The sequence below is a fragment of the Pantoea sp. PGP6 genome, assembly GCF_053474785.1.
This window is the reverse complement of record NZ_JBQBMA010000001.1, coordinates 2,614,201-2,632,372: the sequence shown is the minus strand read 5'-3', so window position 1 is coordinate 2,632,372 and position 18,172 is coordinate 2,614,201. Positions and strand designations below refer to the sequence as shown.

Below are 18,172 nucleotides of genomic sequence, written 5' to 3'. Positions count from 1 at the left end.
TCAATCCTTGAAAACAATGTGCTTTGAATAAATAAAGCCACATACCAAGCTGATGGTAGAGAAAGTGACGAGCGTAATAATAGGGCTGGCATGTGATTGATCAGCATACATGCCAACGGCTGTGGCCATACCGCCCATAAAGATAAGATAAATAGTGTAGCGAAACTTAGTGATCTTGGCGTCAAAAGTCCATTTGGCATTTGCAAAAAACGAAAAGGTGACTGCGCAGCAGAAAGCCGCAAAGTTAGACATTGACTGAGTAAATCCTATCGAGTAAAGCGCCGCAAAGATTATCCAGTGAATCAGAGTGTTTATGGCTCCAATCGAGGTGTAGCGAGCGAACAGCTTTAACATCAGTATTATCCTAAAATTGCAAGATCCGGATTTTGTCACTCCGTCTGTGTTATAGCAAGGATTTGCAAAGCAAATTTAGTGAAAAAAAACCGGCGACGGGGCAGAACTGACCGCTCCTTTCTAAGCAGGTCGCGGTGTAGGTCATTTGAGGTTAGTCTCTTATCGCAGCGCCTGTCCGATAAAAACCCCTTTCGACTCAGGGCCTTTACAAATCTTTGAGCTGGTCCGTTTTAATCAAAAGCACCGATCGATATTACTGTTTATCCATACAGTATTCATCAGGGGGCATCATGCCACACGACTACGCAATCAAAGGTGCCTTTTTTCAGGCCATAATCAGAGTCGGCATGGGCCGGCGAGTGGCCACCACCGGAACATTCCAGCGAAAACTTGAGGCGTTCAACCACATATGGACGCTGTAATAGTGCAATTAGTGGATACGGCGCGAACAGAACATGTTCAAAGAGCTGGTAACTGATGGCGATGAAAACCGCGCTTACGCACTGATTAACATGGGATATGTGAGGTAACTATGGGCTTTCTATCTCCTGCGCAGGACCATGTTGAGCAGCGGCTTAACCTGAACGATATTCTGATGCCGAACCCGGCCAACACGATACGCATCGAAACGCCGGAAGGATTTGTGCTGTTGATCGTTCTATAACGCCCAGCCCTGGCGACACAGTTGCTTATCAGCTTGAGGATTATCCGCAGTTTGGGAAACTTTTCCCGAGCGGCGGCATCACTCAGGGCGGCGCGACGATCGACGGTCAGGGGCTTAATGGGACAGTGGTGCCCGGGAAGGTGAAGACGGAAGTGCTGGCTGTTTATTAGCCATACATTCAGACAATCTGAAAGCGGTCATTGGTGCATCTATGGAAAAACAAGTGCCGCAACCTTCCTTAATCAGCGGCAACTGACCAGTAAGCAAATGCAGCAATGTTCAGGTGGTACGCGATCTGAGCTATCCCTTAATCAACTCTTGAGTCCCCACCAACGCACAATACATATGCAGGATTAGCAGGACTGATTGAATCCGACGTAACGCACTGTTGAAGACTGGCGGAAAAAATCCACTGTCAGGGCGCTAAGCGCGCTGACCTGCTCACAGCTATTGCCGCGTTCAAACCGCTGGCGGACTTAGCGGCATCTGAACCTATAGTAGGGCGGTAATATCTGTAACCGCGCCATCCATAATAACATTCATCAGTTATACTGCTGGCTGACGAGGATCGCGTCGACAGTGTGCACAAACCCACTGCCCGCTGCTTCCTACCGTTCAGATTTCATCAGCCATCAGCAGGTCGCCGCGACAATGATAAAAAAGCTCATCTGGTTACTTCCACTGACCTCTCTTTCTGCTTCGGCATTTACTGCACTGCAATGCGGACCGTTCGACCTGAAAGCCGACCAGAAGGGGGCGGTTACAGTTAACGGCAACAGTGCGGAGATTAACAGCACCACTTTTCTCAAGGCTAAAGACGATTACGATAACGTGAAGTTGCACTGGCGGGTCAAAAACGCCAAAGCTCCGGGCATGATCGATATGGATCTGGTAACCCGTGAGGGGAAATCATTACTGGATGCAGAGATTGTCCGCACCAGTCAGAGTCAGATAAGGATCCGCGGTAGCTACGACTGCGAAAAGAAATAACGGGGCGACAGGGCGGCAAAGATTCAGTCTTGCCGCCTGCGGTAACGGCCAGTGTGCGTAAGGCGCGAGCGATGATTGTTTTCTCGTCAAAGCGGCCAGGATAGCGGTATTTCATGATAGGTTGCAAACAGCCACCTGAACCTCACGCCAGGGAAATGAGGGCAGACAGAATTTAATCGGCGCTTTTACACTCAGCAATCATCGTCGCTACCGCAGCGCGGATATCTGCCGCCTGGGCGTCATAAAAAAAATTCACGCTGGTTTCGCTGTGATTAAATTTGTCTGTTTCGATCCAGGCAATAACGGTTCCATCACCTTGTTCAAGGTTATAGCGTTGCGCGCCGCCGGGCAGGGGATCATCCCGTTCAAGCGAAAGATGCTGATTAATCGCGGCTGAAAACAGGCAGGACTGCACCTGATAAGGATGCGCATTAAAATAGGCGGTTTGCAGATGCGGATGTAAGCCGACCCGGCCGGTATCGACGCAGCCAGCAGTAATGCTCAACATGAGCAGCAATATTATTTTCTTCATCGGTTCAAATCCCGTCACTTTTGCCTTCATCTCGCTGCCCTTTACAGGACGATCCGCAAGCAGCGTGCGGCGTGAAAATTGTTTTGCCCGCCACTGTGCGAATCCCGCTCAGGGTGGTCTGAACTATACTTATCTTTTTTCTGACAGGAGGGCGAAATGATCAATCTTCGAGAGATGAATGAGAAAATTCATCAGGTGCTGCAGGCTGACGAACCGTCCGGATTCACTGAGCAAACCGCTGAACGGGTGTTAGCGGTAGTAAAGTCGTACTGGCAGGACGGCGATGAGACGATAAGAAACGACATCACGCAGAAGCTGTCGCGACTGGAACATTCTGGCGTGCCATTCCCGGAAAATTATCTCGATAAGCTCTAACGTGGTCACAATAGCGGTGCGCCCCTGAACGGGGCGCGTTGCGGCGTATCAACTTGCTTTATACGGATCTTTTTTATCATCCTGACTGTCATCATTCTTGCGTGGTACTTCGCCGTGATCTTTCGGCGCGTCAGTAGCAGGATGATCGTCTTCTTCATACGCATTGCCTACGTGCGGTGCCGCTTCCGGCAGGCTCTTGCTCACTTCACCTTCGTGTTTACGTTCTTCATTGGTTTTATGTTTAAACATGGCTAACTCCTTTTGTTCAGTGTCTTAAGTCTAGACCAGCCGTCGTCAACCTGACGGGACGGAGCGGTCTGAAATAAAAAAAGCCCGCGCGAGGCGGGCTGAATCGGAGTTTTCTCTCGTGTGGTGCACGGCATTATTCGTTGCGTGTCTGTGTGCAGCGGGACCATGCTAACCGTGCCAGGCAGACGCGTGAATGGACAAATCTGTTATCTCACGTGCGGCAGGTCACAAATTAATCGATTAATAAATTCGATTGAACGGATTAGTAAAAAGCATATAGTGACCAGCGTTACTAGGAGATTGAAATTATGTTACGAGACTATTTAAAGATTGAAGCTGATGATCAGCTGATTAAAAACGGCACCGTGAGCCTGAAAAATCGCGGACAGGAAGACGTGACCGAATGGACCATCGTTAACCCGCACGGTGTCAAAAAAGGCGGCGTGACCCTGTTCGACAAACTGAGCACCCGCCGCTCATGGTGTGTCGGCTATCGCATCACGCAGACCGATCTGCACGGTAATGTGGTGGTGGATAAGCTGACTGACGCATTGTAAGTTGCCTGACCTTTGTCGTCATTTGCCGTAGTAAAGTGTGTAATTTGAAGTAATTAACCCGCATCGCAGCGGGTTTTTTTATTCAGTGCTGACGGTAACGACGCAGTTCGACCAGCGTGCCGGCCAGCCTGAGGCCATCGCGACCAGAGTGCATCAAAGGAAAATCGACGTTAACCGGTGCCAGTTCAAACTGCGTAATGCCGTTTTCCGGCTCGCGCAGCCGGTAAGTGCGCAGCAGCGCAACGTTCTGCTGCAGCGCCAGTACGCTGTCACCTGGCAGCGGTGATACCGCCGGATCAATGATCACCACATCATCACGCAAAATGGCAGGCGCCATCGCCAGCTCCCCAACCCGCACGGCAAAACTGCGCTGAGAAAGTGCCATATCGTTATGCATCAGAAAATCGCATTTCACCGTACCGGCATCCTTCAGCCACGGTACCACGTCGCGCTGATTCAGTAAGGGAATCTGATGCAGCCCGGCAAATCCACTTTCGCTGAAAACAGGACCATCGCCATCTATCAGATAGGCCGGTGCGCAGCCCAGCGATTCCGCCAGCCGCAACAGATTCTCACCGCGCGGTAACGTCTCTTCTTTTTCCCACTGTGAGATCGCCACATGGGACACTTTTACCTGCTCCGCCAACTGCTTTTGCGTTAACCCCAGGTTTTTTCTTCGGTGGCGAATACGGTCGCCCAGCGTTTCGTTTTTCATCTGCTTGACATTCAGGTTAAGAATGACTTAAGTATACTTAACCCTGGTATTTAAGCAATCTTAAATTTCAGGCAGGGGACGTGCCTGTTGTAGCACGCCGTGGTGTTCCAGTGACCTTACCGGGTAGAGGGGTGCGGCATGGAAAGTAGTTTAATTACCAGTATGGGTGCGTTGGTTTTGGGTGGGGGCGCGGCGGCACTGTTCTGGAAACCGTTATTGGCGGGCATTGCGTCAATCGTAACCAGTAATCGGGCCGGCGGTGAAATTATAACCAGTTACAAAGAGCAGGTGGTGTTGCTGAAGGAGAGCAACGTACTGATACGTGAAGAGAACGATGAACTACGCGAACGACACGACAAAAATTTGCGGCGTATCTCCATGCTCGAGACCGATCTTCGGCTGATCAAAAATGCATTAGGTATTTTGCTGGCCATGACCGAGACCGATCATAGCGATAAGTTCCGCAACGAAGTCGATCGCCTTATCTCAACTCTGGAGGATCGCAGCGATGGTTACGATAAATAGTCCGGTTACACCCATGCTCCTCAAACGCAAGGTTATTCTCGGCGGCGTGATGCTCGGCTGTTCGATGATCTGCGTGCTGATGACCATTCTGTTTCTTTACGTCAATAATGCCGCCAACAAGCGGGTGGAGGAGATTCGCAAGGATTACCGCAATGTCGCCGCAAAACGAGATGCGCGGGTGGATTTGCTAACCAATCAGGTGAGTGCGCTACAGCATAAGCTCGATGCGATACCGGACCGCACCGCGATCAAAACGGTCGATAAGGTGAAGGAAGTGGTGATTGAAAGTGAGGGGCCTGCAACACATTCCGGCCGTAAACCGTAACTTCCGATTATTCTTAGAGCGGCTTCGCTATTATCGACTAGATTTAAATCTCCGGGCGACATTTTCTTTCGAGATTTTCGCAGGAAAGGCGCCCGCAGGTTGGCCGGTTGATGAACCGCTACGCCAAATCACTTTGGATAACTGACCAGAAGGACATTTAGCATGAGCGATTCAACAGAAACCAAGACCAAAAACGATTATCTGCGTGACGTGACCTCTCAGCTAAAAGAGATGCGACACTACGCGCAAACCAACACCGAGACCCTTTCAACTCATTGGTTAGCCTTCGATGCGGGTGAATACAAAGATAAGGTGAACGCCGATCGTATCGATGCACTACTCAACAAGCAGGGTAAGATGCTGGAAGATCTGGATGCCGCCATTCAGGACATCGAGATCGAAATTAATCACAGTGAGCAGGAGAGTTAATTGACCTCCCGCTAACTGATGCGGTGGCCGTTAAAGGATTAATCGGCCACCAGCCACATTTCCGCTTCGTCGAACATCTCTTCAACTATCCGCGCAATCGTCGCTTTATCGTTCTTACTCAAATCAGTATCAATCGCGTTACGTTCCATCGGCTTGACCTTAACTTCAATGTCAGGAAACACCCGATGCACCCGTTTTTCCAGCTCTTCGAGAATCATCTCGCGAGCACCCGGCAAACCGGCTACGTTTCGCTTGTCATAAATCAACTCAACAAACATGATGGCAATCCATTCAGGGCAAAATCGCAGAGATATAATACTGTAAATAAAAACAGTGGCAAGGCGATGCGCCCGATTACGGCTAATTTTTTTTATGTTATGCCGGACTGCATCCTGGTCTGGCTTATTGCGGCATCATCGCGACATAATGGCACTCCATACATCAGGAGAAGTGCGATGCGACAACTGGTCATTGATATTCTGCTAAAACTGGCAAAAATGGACGTCGACGCGAAAGAGCTGACCGCTCAGCTCGAAGCGCAATCGCTGCTGGTTGCTGCGTTGCTGGTGCAGGCAAAACAGGACAATACGCTGACCATCACCGAGACGGTACATGATGCGATTGTCACGGCTTCACGTTCATCGACCGAGTTTTTGCAGTCCGACGTTGACCTGCTGCTGACGCACATTAATCGTCTGCTGGCGGTGGCACAGTATGTGGAAGTTAAAGGAAAGATGGCAGAAGAAGAGTAGCGACGGGAAAAAAATTCGCCTCTGGAGGTGGAAATCCAGCAACACCTCCAGAGGCAGTGCAAAAGCACTATTCGTTCAAGGACAATCACGACCGAAGTCGTACGATGAAGTTATACACTTTCCTCGTACTTGTACAACTTTATCGGTGGTTAAACCACTGGTTGGAGGTGTATAAAAAATACACCTTCCCGTCCCGCCCGATCAGAGTTCGTTTTTGATGCAAAACTCTTCCCAGCTCATCCCCAGCGATTCAGCATGTGATTTGAGATAGGTCTCGATTGCCTCAGCCGCCACGGCTTTGTCTGGTTCAGCCAGTTGAATCGAAAAAATCATTCCATCCAGATTCTTCTGACGTAAAAAGGCCGCATAGATGCGTTCAGCGTGCCATTCACGCAGCTGGCGCAGGGAAAGATTGGCAGCGCGGGCATCGCTTTCGGTCAGCTCATCAAGCGCCGCCTGGAAATCGGGATGGGCGGTAAAGAACATTTCGCGCGCCTGCGCGTAATACGCTTCTGGAGTTTTCATAGCCAGGTTCCTGAAAGTCAGTTGCAGCGCGTCAGTGTAGCGGGTTGTGCCTGACTTGTCAGGACGCGCGCAAGCAGACTGGCGCGTTAGCGGATAAATGTCGCTTAGCATCGGCTGAGTTTGCCTGAGTTGCGCGGCAGCGCTAAAAAAACCGCGCCGGGCGCGGTTGGATCAGCCAGATACCTTGCGCACCTCAGGGGAAAAATTATAACGTAGCCGCCATTGATGCGATCTTAGGGATTAAACATGAAAAAGTGGATGCTGATTGCCGCGCTGGCGCTGAGCGGATGTGCACAAATCAACGACTATGACAGTGCGGTACAAACGCCGGCACCGGCTAATCTGCAGGGCAACTGGCAAACGGTCGGTCCGCAGCGTGGCCTGATTAGCGGTCAGGCGATAGGCAGCCTGATTATCAATGCGGATGGCAGCACACTGGATTGCCGTCAATGGCAGCGGGTTATCGCCAAACCGGGCAAACTGACCTTGCTGAGCGGCGATTATGTCAACGTCACGCGTCAGGTTCGGGTAATGCCGCTGGTGGTTGATAACGGTGAACTGAACTATGACGGGCTGACGCTGCGTAAAGTGGCACGTCCAACCGTAGAGTGCCAGCAGGCGCTGGACGAAGTGGCGAAGCAACCGAAGGCCAGTGTGATACAGAATATTGAGCCCCAGCTGTTGCACACCCGCATCACAGAAAACAATGCGGCGGCAGTAGCGCAATAAATGATGCTGGCAGGGCATTGGCCCTGCCAGAGCTTCTGTTACTCTTACTCTGCGACCACCCAGACGCTGACGCTGCCCGCGTTACAGACAAACACCGCATTACCCTGATCATCGGCGGTAATGGTTTCTTCGCGGTTCGCCAGATAATCACGCCACACCTTACCGGCATAGCCTTCGCCCATCGCCACGCTTTTCTCGCCTGCATCGCCATTCGACATGATAACCACACAGCCCGGCTGGGTTTCGGTGCCGCTGCGGCTAAAGGCGACACAGTTGGGATGGTCGAAATAGTCGGTCTGTGCGCCCCAGCCATACTGCTGGCGCGCGCGGATCAACCCTTCCAGCTCCGGGATCACCGGCATCTCAATCTTATGTTTCTCGCCGTCGCCGCCGGTATCTTCATAACTGGCACCGAACAGATCGGGATAGAAAATGGTTGGCACGCCTTGTTCACGCAGCAGAATCAGCGCGTAGGCCAGCGGTTTAAACCAGGCTTCTACCGGCGCTTCCAGCGACTGCAGCGGTTGCGTGTCGTGGTTGGCGACGATCGTTACCGCATGCCACGGATCGGCGACCACCAGCGAATTAGCAAAGATCTGGCTCAGATCGTAAGCGCTGCCGGCGGTGGAGGCCTGATGGAAGTTCATGTGCAGTGGGGCATCAAACAGCATGGTTTTGCCTTCCACCTGATGCACATACTCCTGCAGCTTATCGGTTTCGAACGACCAGTATTCAGCGACGATAAACATCGGCTCTTCAGCCACTTCCTGAATGTGATCGATCCAGTCTTTATAGAACCAGGCCGGAATGTGTTTCACCGCATCAAGCCGGAAGCCGGTGCATGGCACCTGTTCCATCACCCAACGCGCCCAGTACTTCAGCTCTTCGCTCACCGCCTTGTTGCGGAAATCGATGTTCGCACCCATCAGATAGTCGAAGTTGCCCAGCTCATTATCGACCTGATCGTTCCAGCCTTCGGCGGTGTAATCGTTAATGATTTTGAAGACGCCGTTTTCATCCGGGTTTTCAATATGGTCTACGCCGCTAAAGCATTTGTGGTCCCAGACGAATTTTGAATATTTTCCGTTGCGCACCGGAAAGGTGAATTTAGTCCAGGCTTCGCATTCGACCACGTCGTCATAAATTTCGTCGCGATTGTCCGGATTGACGCGGTTGATGCTGATCTGTTCTTTTTCATCGGCACCCATTTTATGGTTAAGCACCACGTCCAGCACTACCCCGACGTTGTGGCTGCGCAGTGCCTCGACGGCTGCCAGTAACTGCTGCTTGTCGCCATATTTGGTGGCAACGCTGCCTTTCTGATCGAATTCACCGAGGTCAAACAGGTCATAGCTGTCGTAACCGACAGAATAGCCACCTGATTCCCCTTTATAGCTGGGCGGCAGCCAGGCCATGGTGATGCCAATTTCACTGAGCCAGGCGGCACGATCGGCGATTTCCGGCCACAGTTTGCCGCCATCCGGGTAATACCAATGGAAAAACTGTAATAACGTCGGGTTTTGCATCTACTGCACTCCAGGGGGATGATAAGAATCAAGTATGGAGTAAGCGGCAAAAAAGAGGCGCCGCGCTGAAAAATAAATCTCAACGCGGCGAGAGAGGGCAGATTATCAGGAGAGAGTTTCGCGTGGCACCATCACCACACCGCCCTGATTACCGTAGGCGGAAAGCACCGATTTCTGGCGGCTGTTCTGGCCGACCAGCGAAGCCAGTTCATCCATGCGCGCCTGCAACAGGCGTTTCACTTCACTTTCGTTATCCAGAATATGGCGCAATACCGGGCGCAGTTGCTCCTGAACCTGAACCGATGGGGCGGCAGCCTCTGTCGATTGCGCTAATGATTGCACCGCGCTGACATACTCCATCTCCCGGCTGATCAATTCATCCCATTCGCCCTGCGCCGCGTGACGCAGCATTCCCTGGCTGAGATCGAGTAACTGTTGGTAAACGGCAATCAGATGCGGTGCAATAATCATTAAACGGCGTCCTGAATCAGGTTAGGTTGAACCACTTCTTTCCACGCGTCCGCGATGTTGCGCAGTAAGCCTTCGACTTCTTCGACAGCTTCAACATCATTGTGCAGGTTGGCCTGCAGCAGGCGGCGCGTCATGTAGTTGTAAAGACCCAGCAGGTTATCTGCCAGCTCATCACCACTGTTTTCACTGAGGCCCTGTTTCAGACCTCCTTCAATGATATTGATGGCTTTAGAGATGGAATTACCTTTGCCTTCAATATTGCCATCCTGCATAAACAGACGAGCGCGAATCAGCGCGCTGAGCGCGCCGTCGAACAACATCACCACCAGCTGCTGCTGGCTGGCGCTCATCACGGCGCTTTCCACGCCGATTTTTGCATAGGCTTTGGTGCCGGTAGCACTGTACATGGTCACTCCTTACTATTTCGAACTGCTTGACGTCATATTGTCAAACTGTTGGGTCAGATAGCTGCTGGTGCTGTTGAGTGAACTCATCGTCACGTCAAGCTGGGTGAACTGTGCCTTGTAGCGCGCAATCAGATTATCAATGCGGGTGCTCATTTTGTTGTACTGATCGGTCAGGTTGTTGAGCGTCTTGCTCACGCCATCCTTCGCCGCCTGAATGATGCCGGTTGATGAGAGCCAGCCGGTCAGGTTGGTGGCGATTTTGGTGGTGATGCCGGTGGTCTTGCCGTCACCGACCATCATCTCTTTAATGCCTTCCGGATCCTTATCCAGGGCGGTTTTCAGTACCGCAGAGTCAAGTTTCAGTGCACCGGTGGTCGGATCAGAAGAGATACCAATCTGCGACAGCGTTTTATAGTTGGATGAACTCGCTGCGTTAGTCAGCAGACCTTTTAACTGTGTCTGAATGGTGCGCAGCGTACTGTCGCCGACCAGCGCGCCGTTGCTGGAATCCTGCGCATCCGCACCAGCATCAACGGCGGTATATTTGGTCAGGCTGTTGAACTGGTCGAGCAGAGTATTGTACGCATCAACAAAGTCAGACAGCGCCGTTGTGACCTTGGTGGTGTCTTTGGCGACGGTCAGGTTCTGGCTGCTGCTGGTGACATCCTTGAGATTAAGGGTAATGCCTTCTAATGCATCACTGATGGTGTTGCTGCTGCTGGTGATGGCAACATTATTCACCGTCAGTTGAGCATCCTGTGCCGCCACGCTCAGATCCATTGGATTGTCTGCATCGCTTTTGCTGGCATCGAAGCCGACAATGCTTTGCAGCGTATCGTCGCCGGTTACGGTGACTGAAGAGACCGCATATTTCTCACCGGTCTTCGCCGCTGTTAATGAGAGACGATATTCACCATCACCCGACTTAATGATGCTGGCGTTTACTCCGGCACCCGCTTTGTTAATTGCGTCACGCATACCGGTCAATGAGGTCTGATCGCTGGTCAGCGTAATGTCTTTACTGGTGCCATCTGCCAGCTTGATAGAGAGCGTACGGCTGGCCGCTGAGCTGTCGCCGAGCATGGCAGTATTGCTGCTTTGCACGCCGGAGGTCAGAGTCTGTGCCTGAGCCAGTTTCGACACGCTAATAGTGTAGCTGCCAGCAACGGCACCGGCAGTGGTGGTGGCGCTAAATGCGCTGCCAGTACTGGTGGCGGTGGTGGAGCTAAAGAGATCGGCGCTGTTCAGTGCGGTATTCGCAGTCTGAAAGGTCGTCAATGCGCTGGAAAGCGTACCGTAAGCGCTGAGCTTAGCGGTATAGGCGCTCTGCTGCGCAGAGATCGGTTTTAAGGTGGCTTTTTCTGCCGTTTGCAGACTGTCGAGAATATCACTTAATTGCAGACCTGAACCGACACCCAGGTTAGAGACGCTAGCCATGTTGTTTCCTTTAAATGGTCGACACGGAGTTTGAATACCTGAGTTATCGGCCTTGATGAAAGAAAGTTTAAGATTATTTGCCTTAGGGTAATGAGGTAAATAAGCACTATAGAGAAGGGTATTTCGACGACTAGAAAATTAACCAATTAAGTCTAAAGAACTGCGGCAGGGTGGCGATAACCAAAAGCGTGACAGGTTGAAGCAAAAAATTCGCCTGGTACTAAAAAAATTCTAAAGGTTGTTTAACGGCAGACGATAACAACTTTGACGGCGCTGAAGCCGGCGGGTTGAAGCCCACACCTTAACCGAAAGACTTGATTAACAGGAAAATTTATCATGGCCCAAGTCATTAATACCAACAGCCTCTCGCTGATCACTCAGAACAACATCAACAAGAACCAGTCAGCTCTGTCTACTTCTATCGAGCGTCTGTCTTCTGGTTTACGTATCAACAGCGCAAAAGATGACGCTGCTGGTCAGGCGATTGCCAACCGTTTCACCTCTAACATTAACGGCCTAACTCAGGCTGCGCGTAACGCCAACGACGGTATCTCTTTGGCACAGACCACAGAGGGCGCGCTGTCAGAAATCAACAACAACTTACAACGTGTTCGTGAATTGACTGTTCAGGCCTCCAACGGCACTAACTCTGAGTCTGACATTTCTTCAATTCAGGATGAAATTACTTCACGTCTTGATGAAATTGATCGTGTTTCAAGCCAAACCCAGTTCAATGGTGTAAATGTCTTGGCTAAAGATGGAACTATGCAGATTCAGGTCGGCGCGAACGACGGACAGACAATTTCTATTAATTTGAAACAAATTACTTCAAGTACACTTGGTCTGAAAGATTTTGATGTCTCAAAAATGGCTAGTTCAGTTGCTAATGGAACAAAAACTCAGGTTTCTGTTGCTCTCGCAGATGCTACAGTTGATGAAGCGGGCGGAGATACCACGGCAATTACTAATTTGGTAAAAAATGGCGATAGTTATTACGTCTCAACTGATGGCACAGACTATCATGCTGCTCAGATTGATAATACCAAAGGTACTATTTCATATGATGCTAGCAGCACAGTAGTACCTGCTGCTGATGCTGCTATCGCTGGTGGAACAGCACTGACAACAGTAAATAAAGATGTTAAGTTGGATACATCTGCTTTAGCTGATGGTGATTCATTAATTTCTTACAAAGATAACAGTGGTAACAACGTTTTCTTGGTTCAAACTACTAACGCATCAACAGGGGCTAAATCATATTCTGCGGCAACTATTGATGCTGGCACAGGAGCAGTAGCAAAAGGCACGGCTACAACTCTGCCTGCTGGTGTTAACGTTGACCCATTATCTAAACTTGACGATGCAATCGCTGGCGTTGATGAATTCCGTTCAAGCCTGGGTGCGATTCAGAACCGTCTGGATTCAGCGGTCACTAACCTGAACAACACCACTACTAACCTGTCTGAAGCACAGTCTCGTATTCAGGATGCTGACTACGCAACTGAAGTTTCAAACATGTCTAAAGCGCAGATCATTCAGCAGGCGGGTAACTCAGTGTTGGCTAAAGCTAACCAGGTTCCACAGCAGGTTCTGTCTCTGCTGCAGGGCTAATCGCCTTACCTCTGAACATAAACCCCGCTTCGGCGGGGTTTTTTTATGCCTGCCATATATCCTTTTTGCCGTTAGTTTGTCTGAATCAATCTACAAAGAATCCAGCCAAAGAATAGCTAAGTCAGCGCTAAGCATTCGTTACTTTTTCAGCCACAGCGCGATGAGCCGTTTCTGCCAGGCAGTGTTTAAAAGTAAACAAGACAAACTTTAACCCATGGTTATCACCTGGGTGTGCAGCCCGTGTTGCGCTTTTGATTTGAGTTTATGATGAAGAAAAAGGTATCATTTCATTCATGGAAATATTTTGTTACCTGGATGAAATGAATCTACATGCACACTTTCATTATCAATCTCGATTCTTCAACTGAACGGCGCGCAACGATTGCTAAACAATGTGAAACTGCAGGAATTCCCTATCAGTTTATTCCTGCCGTAAATGGTAAGCAGTTGAGCCAAAAGGAAATTTCTCAGCATACCCGCTCGGTCAACTATGCGTTTAAACCGGGTGAAATAGGCTGTGCGTTGAGTCATCTGAAAATTTACCAAAAAATAGTTAATGAGAATATTGCGCAGGCATTGATTCTGGAAGACGACGCCTTATTAACCGAACAGTTACCTGAAGTCTTATCCAGCCCTGCAATGCAACTTCCTGTAGATAAGCCTGTGGTGGTGCTGTTATCGCAGGTTAATAAATTTGTTAATAAGGTTGTCGCGCCAATAACGCCAACCACCGGTCTTTATCCGGTATACAGTGCCACTACCTCTCATGCCTATGTGATTAATCTCGAAGCCGCCAGACGACTGCTGAAGCTGCTTTACCCGGTCTGGATGGCCGCTGATAAATGGTGTCTGTTCGAGGAGCATGGCGCATTCCGGTTATTGGCTGTCTATCCTGCGCCGGTGTTACTGCATGACGTGGCGCAACATACCACCATTCAGCAGTTTGATGATGTTGACAATCACAACAGACAAAAACGGGCGATCTGGACCAGCATAATGGCGAAACGGCCACTCAGCGCAAAAATCCGTCAGCGTTATCGCCGGGCGGTGGTACCGCTTCTGAACCCGATTGTTGATGTCAAAGCCGGGCTAAAAGAGTCGGGCCAGTAACACACCCGGTATTCAGAGGTGCAGGCATAGCTTTCCAGCAGAATTAACCCCCCGCGCCACGGGGTAGCCATGCCGGCACAGTTGCTGAGATCCCTGACAGCAGAGCCGGCGCAATGTCAGGAAAAAAGACACTGCGCTGCGCTTATTCACCCCCCGGTTACAGTTCCCCTCCAGCCTGCCGATAACTCCTTGCAGAACAACATCACTTTTGATCCATTTTCCTTATTTTGTGGAGTGTCTATGCGCTTCAATTATGACTTGTTACCGGGTGAGCGGCTGACCTTTGAGGAGATCGCGCTGCGCTATGCCCAGCAATATCCTGAGGAGAAGGAGCTGACGGCGCGCGCGCTGCTCAGCCCATCAACCAGCTTTCGCATCCTGAAAATCCGTGCGGTGTTTGCGCAGGAAGAGAGCAACAGTCCGCTGGAGGATCTGCTGTTCATCGCCAATGATAATGAACGTAAAAATTACCTGCGCCGCTTTGAGCACTACCTGAAGCAAAACCTCTCTTTCCTCTATTTCCGCCGTAGCGAGAAAGAGAAACGCGATAATCTGTGGAAGGTGATGGGCAGCAGTCAGGTGTTCGCGATGATCGATCCCCATTGTGCTACCGCCCAGAACCTGCTCAACAGCCGCGGCTACAAACTGGTGCTGATGCACCAGGATGAGGAAGAAGCTTACTGGCAGCTGTTCAACCCGCAGGCTAATCCCTGTTTTCCTCAGTCACGCCGCATTCAGTTCATCGTGGTGCTGAGTACGCCGCAGCACAAGGTGCCTGCCGCAGTGATGCCGGGCACCGAAGTGGGACGGCGGGTGAAGGCAAGAGTACTGCAGCGCGCCAGCCAGGCCGAGTTCAGCGCCGGCGTCAAAGCGCGCTACGGCGCCTGCGTGATGACCGGCACCCGGCTGACCGATCGGCACAACTGGCCGTGGGTAGAAGCCTGTCATATCGATACGCAGGAGAATGATGAAGGGGGGCTGGCGGATAACAGCGTCGACAACGGCTTATTCCTGCGTAGCGATCTGCAACGGCTTTTCCTCAACCGACTGATAAGCATTGATGGTGAGTCGGGACAGATCCAGGTACACCCCAGCGACGAAGCGCAGACCAACATAAGCCCTTATTATCAGGAGCTAAATGGCCGTATCTGTAGCCTGTGGTCGGCGGTACCACCCGCGACGCGCCAACGGCTGCGGGCGCGACGCTAGCCAATGTGAAGGGGGAACGAAGGATCGGCTCCCCTGACATAACAAAAATGAAATAACCTCGTTTTACCCCGCCTATTCCCCCAATCAATAACCCTACAGAATTGGATAATCATGCCGATAACTTCATTAACGCAGGGTAGTCAACGTGAACGATCTCTATACCGCCGAAGGCGTGATGGAAAAGCATTCGCTCTGGCAGCGCTACGTGCCGCTGGTGCGCCATGAAGCGCTGCGCCTGCAGGTTCGTCTGCCAGCCAGCGTTGAGCTGGACGATTTGCTGCAAGCCGGAGGTATCGGTCTGTTAAATGCCGTGGAGCGCTATGACGCGCTACAGGGAACAGCCTTTACCACCTATGCCGTGCAGCGTATTCGCGGCGCAATGCTGGATGAGCTTCGCAGCCGGGACTGGGCACCACGCAGCGTTCGTCGTAACGCGCGCGAGGTGGCCGGGGCAATGCATAAGGTGGAACAGACGCTGGGTCGTGCTGCCTCCGAGCAGGAAGTCGCGCAGCAGTTGAATGTTTCGATGGAGGAGTACCGGCAGATCCTGCTGGACACCAACAATAGTCAGCTCTTTTCCTACGACGAGTATCGGGAAGAACATGGCGACAGTGCGGAACTGGTGACGGAAGGGCATGAAGAGGCCAACCCGCTTCATCAGTTGATGGAAGGGAGTCTGCGTGAGCGCGTCATCGAAGCGATCGAAGCGTTACCCGATCGTGAAAAGATGGTGCTGACACTGTACTACCAGGAAGAACTGAACCTGAAAGAGATTGGCGCGGTGCTTGATGTGGGGGAATCCCGTGTCAGCCAGCTGCACAGTCAGGCGATTAAACGTCTGCGGGCCCGACTTACGGGAGCGCGCTAGCAGTATCAGTTCCTGGCGATTCAAAAATATAAGAAACCGGGGACTCAGCAATGGGAGCCAAGACCAAGGCCAGACCGTTAAGTCGTTATCTTAAAGACTATAAACACAGCCAGAGCAACTGTTCACACTGTGGCAAGGTATTAGATCGAATGGCGCTCGTTTTTCGTGGCCAGATCATCAATAAAGAGGCCATCGCTCGGATGGACCAGATGATTGATGAGCAACTGTGGCTGAAACTTCAGCCAGAACTGACTGCGCTCTGTCGCTTTTGTAGCGATATTTTTTGTAATACCCATCCTAATTACTTCGACATTATGGCGTTCAAACAGTATTTGTTCGAACAGACAGAGATGAGCCCCAGCACCATACGGGAATACGTGGTGCGGCTGCGTCGGCTGGACGACATGCTGAAAGCGAAAAATTTCCCGGCCGATCGGCTGCAGGGCAATAGCTGGCATCAATGTCTGGAAAGCGACCTGCCGGATGCGGGCAATAATAATTACCGTATTGCCCTGCGCAAATACGATCAGTTCTTAGGGTGGCAACAGGGCTAACGCTCCGCTGTGCACCCATTGCTCCCCCGCGTACCGCCGGTACGTCCCCGCCATTTTCACGCAGCTGAAAAGGGCGGGACGGGGGAGCACGCCTGTTTTGCCCATCACCGCATCTCCCGCCACCTGAATCAGGGTGATCCTTTTCGCATCTTCTGCAACACTGTAAGGATAATTTCCAATGCCCGAATGGAGGCAGCATTGTCTTTACATCTTTTACACCAGTTTCCCCGCCTTGAACTGCTGGGCGCGCCAACCCCGTTAGAGCATCTGCCACGACTCTCCGACTATCTCGGCCGCGATATTTTCATCAAGCGCGATGATGTCACGCCGGTGGCGATGGGCGGCAACAAGCTGCGTAAGCTGGAGTATCTGGCGGCCGACGCGCTGCGCGAAGGGGCCGATGTGCTGCTGACTGCCGGAGCGATTCAGTCCAACCATGTGCGCCAGACCGCAGCCGTCGCGGCCCGTCTGGGTCTGAAATGCGTTGCCCTGCTGGAAAACCCAATCGGCACCCATGCAGAAAACTACCTGAGCAACGGTAACCGGCTGCTGCTGGATCTGATGGACGCCGAGGTGATTATGGTTGATGCGTTGGATCGTCCGGCGGAGCAGCTGGCGGAACAGGCAACACGGCTTGAGGCGCAGGGTTTCCGGCCTTATATCGTGCCGGTCGGCGGCTCGAATACACTTGGTGCGTTAGGCTATGTCGGCTGCGCGCAGGAGATTGCCCATCAGAGCGAAGAGGTGGTGGATTTCGCCGCCGTTATCGTCGCCTCTGGCAGCGCCGGCACCCATGCCGGGCTGGCGGTTGGCCTTGAACAGTTGTTACCGGATACCGAGCTGGTGGGGGTGACCGTTTCCCGTCAGGCTGAGGCTCAGTTGCCGCTGGTTGAGCGTCTGCGCCAGCCACTGGCAGCCCAGCTTGAAGTGCCCGCTACCGCGCCGATTACGCTGTGGGATGAGTATTATGCACCACGCTACGGTGAACCGAACGACGAGGGCATGGCGGCGGTGAAACTGCTGGCGCAGCTGGAAGGCATTCTGCTGGATCCGGTCTATACCGGTAAGGCGATGGCGGGGTTGCTGGATGGCATCAGCCAGAACCGTTTCCGCCGGGAAGGCCCGCTGCTGTTTATTCATACTGGCGGCGCGCCGGCGTTATTTGCTTATCATCCTTCGGTCTGAGACAAGCAAAAAAAACAGTTTATAATCTTGCCGTTATCACGATGGACCGGCAGCAATGTAGCGGCGTTGCCGT

General features: G+C 51.7%; 25 protein-coding genes. 15 read left to right on the top strand and 10 right to left on the bottom strand.

Features of this window, described 5'->3' with window-relative positions; all coding sequences use genetic code 11:
- Positions 1-354: a GtrA family protein gene (locus tag ACLIBF_RS12810; RefSeq protein ID WP_279811453.1), complete on the bottom strand. Its 354-nt coding sequence runs from the start codon at positions 352-354 to the stop codon at positions 1-3.
- A 532-nt stretch (positions 355-886) separates the two neighbouring features.
- On the opposite strand from ACLIBF_RS12810, the gene ACLIBF_RS12805 reads away from it, so the two are divergent.
- Positions 887-1,018 (top strand): hypothetical protein, encoded by a 132-nt coding sequence (locus ACLIBF_RS12805; RefSeq protein WP_279811450.1) that lies wholly within the window; start codon positions 887-889, stop codon positions 1,016-1,018.
- A gap of 651 nt (positions 1,019-1,669) precedes the next feature.
- Positions 1,670-2,008 (top strand): hypothetical protein, encoded by a 339-nt coding sequence (locus ACLIBF_RS12800; RefSeq protein WP_279811132.1) that lies wholly within the window; start codon positions 1,670-1,672, stop codon positions 2,006-2,008.
- Positions 2,009-2,180: 172 nt separating this feature from the next.
- Here the strand turns inward: ACLIBF_RS12800 and ACLIBF_RS12795 are convergent, their stop codons facing one another.
- On the bottom strand, positions 2,181-2,540 hold the full coding sequence (locus ACLIBF_RS12795; protein ID WP_279811135.1) for a hypothetical protein: 360 nt from the start codon (positions 2,538-2,540) through the stop codon (positions 2,181-2,183).
- Between the two features lie 156 nt (positions 2,541-2,696).
- On the opposite strand from ACLIBF_RS12795, the gene ACLIBF_RS12790 reads away from it, so the two are divergent.
- Entirely contained in the window at positions 2,697-2,915 is a 219-nt protein-coding gene (locus tag ACLIBF_RS12790) for a hypothetical protein (RefSeq protein ID WP_031375079.1), read from the top strand.
- Between the two features lie 48 nt (positions 2,916-2,963).
- Here ACLIBF_RS12790 and ACLIBF_RS12785 read toward each other — a convergent pair whose 3' ends face one another.
- Positions 2,964-3,164 (bottom strand): hypothetical protein, encoded by a 201-nt coding sequence (locus ACLIBF_RS12785; RefSeq protein ID WP_031375080.1) that lies wholly within the window; start codon positions 3,162-3,164, stop codon positions 2,964-2,966.
- A 308-nt stretch (positions 3,165-3,472) separates the two neighbouring features.
- On the opposite strand from ACLIBF_RS12785, the gene ACLIBF_RS12780 reads away from it, so the two are divergent.
- Positions 3,473-3,721, top strand: a complete 249-nt coding sequence (locus tag ACLIBF_RS12780; RefSeq protein WP_031375081.1) for a hypothetical protein — start codon at positions 3,473-3,475, stop codon at positions 3,719-3,721.
- Between the two features lie 82 nt (positions 3,722-3,803).
- Here the strand turns inward: ACLIBF_RS12780 and ACLIBF_RS12775 are convergent, their stop codons facing one another.
- On the bottom strand, positions 3,804-4,436 hold the full coding sequence (locus tag ACLIBF_RS12775) for a helix-turn-helix domain-containing protein (RefSeq protein WP_279811140.1): 633 nt from the start codon (positions 4,434-4,436) through the stop codon (positions 3,804-3,806).
- A 138-nt stretch (positions 4,437-4,574) separates the two neighbouring features.
- On the opposite strand from ACLIBF_RS12775, the gene ACLIBF_RS12770 reads away from it, so the two are divergent.
- The 3 genes from ACLIBF_RS12770 (at position 4,575) to ACLIBF_RS12760 (ending at position 5,715) form a co-directional block, all read left to right on the top strand.
- The gene (locus ACLIBF_RS12770; RefSeq protein WP_031375083.1) at positions 4,575-4,961 is read left to right on the top strand and encodes a hypothetical protein; all 387 of its coding nucleotides are present in this window, start codon (positions 4,575-4,577) and stop codon (positions 4,959-4,961) included.
- 13 nt (positions 4,962-4,974) lie between these two features.
- Positions 4,975-5,286, top strand: coding sequence for a hypothetical protein (locus ACLIBF_RS12765; RefSeq protein ID WP_306456931.1), 312 nt, complete (start codon positions 4,975-4,977; stop codon positions 5,284-5,286).
- Positions 5,287-5,448: 162 nt separating this feature from the next.
- Positions 5,449-5,715, top strand: a complete 267-nt coding sequence (locus ACLIBF_RS12760) for a hypothetical protein (protein ID WP_031375085.1) — start codon at positions 5,449-5,451, stop codon at positions 5,713-5,715.
- 38 nt (positions 5,716-5,753) lie between these two features.
- Here the strand turns inward: ACLIBF_RS12760 and ACLIBF_RS12755 are convergent, their stop codons facing one another.
- Positions 5,754-5,993: a DinI-like family protein gene (locus tag ACLIBF_RS12755; RefSeq protein WP_031375086.1), complete on the bottom strand. Its 240-nt coding sequence runs from the start codon at positions 5,991-5,993 to the stop codon at positions 5,754-5,756.
- 177 nt (positions 5,994-6,170) lie between these two features.
- Here ACLIBF_RS12755 and iraP point away from each other — a divergent pair, with 177 nt between their 5' ends.
- Positions 6,171-6,467 carry an anti-adapter protein IraP gene (gene iraP, locus ACLIBF_RS12750; protein WP_448309915.1) on the top strand — a complete coding sequence of 99 codons (297 nt, stop codon included), beginning with the start codon at positions 6,171-6,173 and terminating at the stop codon, positions 6,465-6,467.
- A 201-nt stretch (positions 6,468-6,668) separates the two neighbouring features.
- Here iraP and ACLIBF_RS12745 read toward each other — a convergent pair whose 3' ends face one another.
- On the bottom strand, positions 6,669-6,992 hold the full coding sequence (locus ACLIBF_RS12745; RefSeq protein ID WP_031375088.1) for a DUF6388 family protein: 324 nt from the start codon (positions 6,990-6,992) through the stop codon (positions 6,669-6,671).
- 246 nt (positions 6,993-7,238) lie between these two features.
- On the opposite strand from ACLIBF_RS12745, the gene yedD reads away from it, so the two are divergent.
- Positions 7,239-7,721 (top strand): lipoprotein YedD, encoded by a 483-nt coding sequence (yedD, locus tag ACLIBF_RS12740; RefSeq protein ID WP_069729202.1) that lies wholly within the window; start codon positions 7,239-7,241, stop codon positions 7,719-7,721.
- Between the two features lie 44 nt (positions 7,722-7,765).
- On the opposite strand, the gene amyA is transcribed toward yedD, so the two are convergent.
- The 4 genes from amyA to fliD form a co-directional block, all read right to left on the bottom strand.
- Positions 7,766-9,247, bottom strand: coding sequence for an alpha-amylase (amyA, locus tag ACLIBF_RS12735; protein WP_089562462.1), 1,482 nt, complete (start codon positions 9,245-9,247; stop codon positions 7,766-7,768).
- Positions 9,248-9,352: 105 nt separating this feature from the next.
- Complete coding sequence (gene fliT / locus ACLIBF_RS12730) at positions 9,353-9,718, bottom strand: flagella biosynthesis regulatory protein FliT (RefSeq protein ID WP_031375091.1); 366 nt, start codon at positions 9,716-9,718, stop codon at positions 9,353-9,355.
- Positions 9,718-10,125, bottom strand: a complete 408-nt coding sequence (gene fliS / locus ACLIBF_RS12725) for a flagellar export chaperone FliS (protein ID WP_031375092.1) — start codon at positions 10,123-10,125, stop codon at positions 9,718-9,720. Before fliS ends, fliT begins: the two co-directional genes overlap by 1 nt.
- A 12-nt stretch (positions 10,126-10,137) precedes the next feature.
- Complete coding sequence (gene fliD / locus ACLIBF_RS12720) at positions 10,138-11,562, bottom strand: flagellar filament capping protein FliD (protein ID WP_279811154.1); 1,425 nt, start codon at positions 11,560-11,562, stop codon at positions 10,138-10,140.
- 336 nt (positions 11,563-11,898) lie between these two features.
- Here fliD and ACLIBF_RS12715 point away from each other — a divergent pair, with 336 nt between their 5' ends.
- The 6 genes from ACLIBF_RS12715 to ACLIBF_RS12690 all read left to right on the top strand — a co-directional run bounded on the left by ACLIBF_RS12715 (position 11,899) and on the right by ACLIBF_RS12690 (position 18,099).
- Positions 11,899-13,173 (top strand): FliC/FljB family flagellin, encoded by a 1,275-nt coding sequence (locus tag ACLIBF_RS12715; protein ID WP_448309914.1) that lies wholly within the window; start codon positions 11,899-11,901, stop codon positions 13,171-13,173.
- 330 nt (positions 13,174-13,503) lie between these two features.
- Positions 13,504-14,283, top strand: coding sequence for a glycosyltransferase family 25 protein (locus ACLIBF_RS12710; RefSeq protein WP_279811158.1), 780 nt, complete (start codon positions 13,504-13,506; stop codon positions 14,281-14,283).
- A 240-nt stretch (positions 14,284-14,523) separates the two neighbouring features.
- The gene (locus ACLIBF_RS12705) at positions 14,524-15,492 is read left to right on the top strand and encodes an HNH endonuclease signature motif containing protein (protein ID WP_279811160.1); all 969 of its coding nucleotides are present in this window, start codon (positions 14,524-14,526) and stop codon (positions 15,490-15,492) included.
- A 145-nt stretch (positions 15,493-15,637) separates the two neighbouring features.
- Positions 15,638-16,360 (top strand): RNA polymerase sigma factor FliA, encoded by a 723-nt coding sequence (locus ACLIBF_RS12700; RefSeq protein WP_448309913.1) that lies wholly within the window; start codon positions 15,638-15,640, stop codon positions 16,358-16,360.
- A gap of 50 nt (positions 16,361-16,410) precedes the next feature.
- A complete protein-coding gene (gene fliZ / locus ACLIBF_RS12695; RefSeq protein ID WP_031375097.1) occupies positions 16,411-16,914 on the top strand; it encodes a flagella biosynthesis regulatory protein FliZ in 504 nt (167 codons plus the stop codon).
- A gap of 198 nt (positions 16,915-17,112) precedes the next feature.
- Positions 17,113-18,099, top strand: a complete 987-nt coding sequence (locus ACLIBF_RS12690) for a D-cysteine desulfhydrase (protein WP_031375098.1) — start codon at positions 17,113-17,115, stop codon at positions 18,097-18,099.
- Positions 18,100-18,172 lie beyond the last annotated feature (73 nt).

Excerpts from the sequence above, each read along its gene's own strand:
- ACLIBF_RS12705 (WP_279811160.1), top strand. The coding sequence starts at position 14,524 with ATGCGCTTCAATTATGACTTGTTACCGGGTGAGCGGCTGACCTTTGAG.
- ACLIBF_RS12745 (WP_031375088.1), bottom strand. The coding sequence starts at position 6,992 with ATGAAAACTCCAGAAGCGTATTACGCGCAGGCGCGCGAAATGTTCTTT.
- iraP (WP_448309915.1), top strand. The coding sequence starts at position 6,171 with ATGCGACAACTGGTCATTGATATTCTGCTAAAACTGGCAAAAATGGAC.
- amyA (WP_089562462.1), bottom strand. The coding sequence starts at position 9,247 with ATGCAAAACCCGACGTTATTACAGTTTTTCCATTGGTATTACCCGGAT.
- fliD (WP_279811154.1), bottom strand. The coding sequence starts at position 11,562 with ATGGCTAGCGTCTCTAACCTGGGTGTCGGTTCAGGTCTGCAATTAAGT.
- ACLIBF_RS12795 (WP_279811135.1), bottom strand. The coding sequence starts at position 2,540 with ATGAAGAAAATAATATTGCTGCTCATGTTGAGCATTACTGCTGGCTGC.
- ACLIBF_RS12790 (WP_031375079.1), top strand. The coding sequence starts at position 2,697 with ATGATCAATCTTCGAGAGATGAATGAGAAAATTCATCAGGTGCTGCAG.
- ACLIBF_RS12765 (WP_306456931.1), top strand. The coding sequence starts at position 4,975 with ATGCTCCTCAAACGCAAGGTTATTCTCGGCGGCGTGATGCTCGGCTGT.
- ACLIBF_RS12710 (WP_279811158.1), top strand. The coding sequence starts at position 13,504 with ATGCACACTTTCATTATCAATCTCGATTCTTCAACTGAACGGCGCGCA.
- ACLIBF_RS12780 (WP_031375081.1), top strand. The coding sequence starts at position 3,473 with ATGTTACGAGACTATTTAAAGATTGAAGCTGATGATCAGCTGATTAAA.
- fliZ (WP_031375097.1), top strand. The coding sequence starts at position 16,411 with ATGGGAGCCAAGACCAAGGCCAGACCGTTAAGTCGTTATCTTAAAGAC.
- ACLIBF_RS12755 (WP_031375086.1), bottom strand. The coding sequence starts at position 5,993 with ATGTTTGTTGAGTTGATTTATGACAAGCGAAACGTAGCCGGTTTGCCG.
- fliT (WP_031375091.1), bottom strand. The coding sequence starts at position 9,718 with ATGATTATTGCACCGCATCTGATTGCCGTTTACCAACAGTTACTCGAT.
- fliS (WP_031375092.1), bottom strand. The coding sequence starts at position 10,125 with ATGTACAGTGCTACCGGCACCAAAGCCTATGCAAAAATCGGCGTGGAA.
- ACLIBF_RS12760 (WP_031375085.1), top strand. The coding sequence starts at position 5,449 with ATGAGCGATTCAACAGAAACCAAGACCAAAAACGATTATCTGCGTGAC.
- ACLIBF_RS12800 (WP_279811132.1), top strand. The coding sequence starts at position 1,670 with ATGATAAAAAAGCTCATCTGGTTACTTCCACTGACCTCTCTTTCTGCT.
- ACLIBF_RS12805 (WP_279811450.1), top strand. The coding sequence starts at position 887 with ATGGGCTTTCTATCTCCTGCGCAGGACCATGTTGAGCAGCGGCTTAAC.
- ACLIBF_RS12770 (WP_031375083.1), top strand. The coding sequence starts at position 4,575 with ATGGAAAGTAGTTTAATTACCAGTATGGGTGCGTTGGTTTTGGGTGGG.
- ACLIBF_RS12810 (WP_279811453.1), bottom strand. The coding sequence starts at position 354 with ATGTTAAAGCTGTTCGCTCGCTACACCTCGATTGGAGCCATAAACACT.
- ACLIBF_RS12775 (WP_279811140.1), bottom strand. The coding sequence starts at position 4,436 with ATGAAAAACGAAACGCTGGGCGACCGTATTCGCCACCGAAGAAAAAAC.
- ACLIBF_RS12715 (WP_448309914.1), top strand. The coding sequence starts at position 11,899 with ATGGCCCAAGTCATTAATACCAACAGCCTCTCGCTGATCACTCAGAAC.
- ACLIBF_RS12785 (WP_031375080.1), bottom strand. The coding sequence starts at position 3,164 with ATGTTTAAACATAAAACCAATGAAGAACGTAAACACGAAGGTGAAGTG.
- yedD (WP_069729202.1), top strand. The coding sequence starts at position 7,239 with ATGAAAAAGTGGATGCTGATTGCCGCGCTGGCGCTGAGCGGATGTGCA.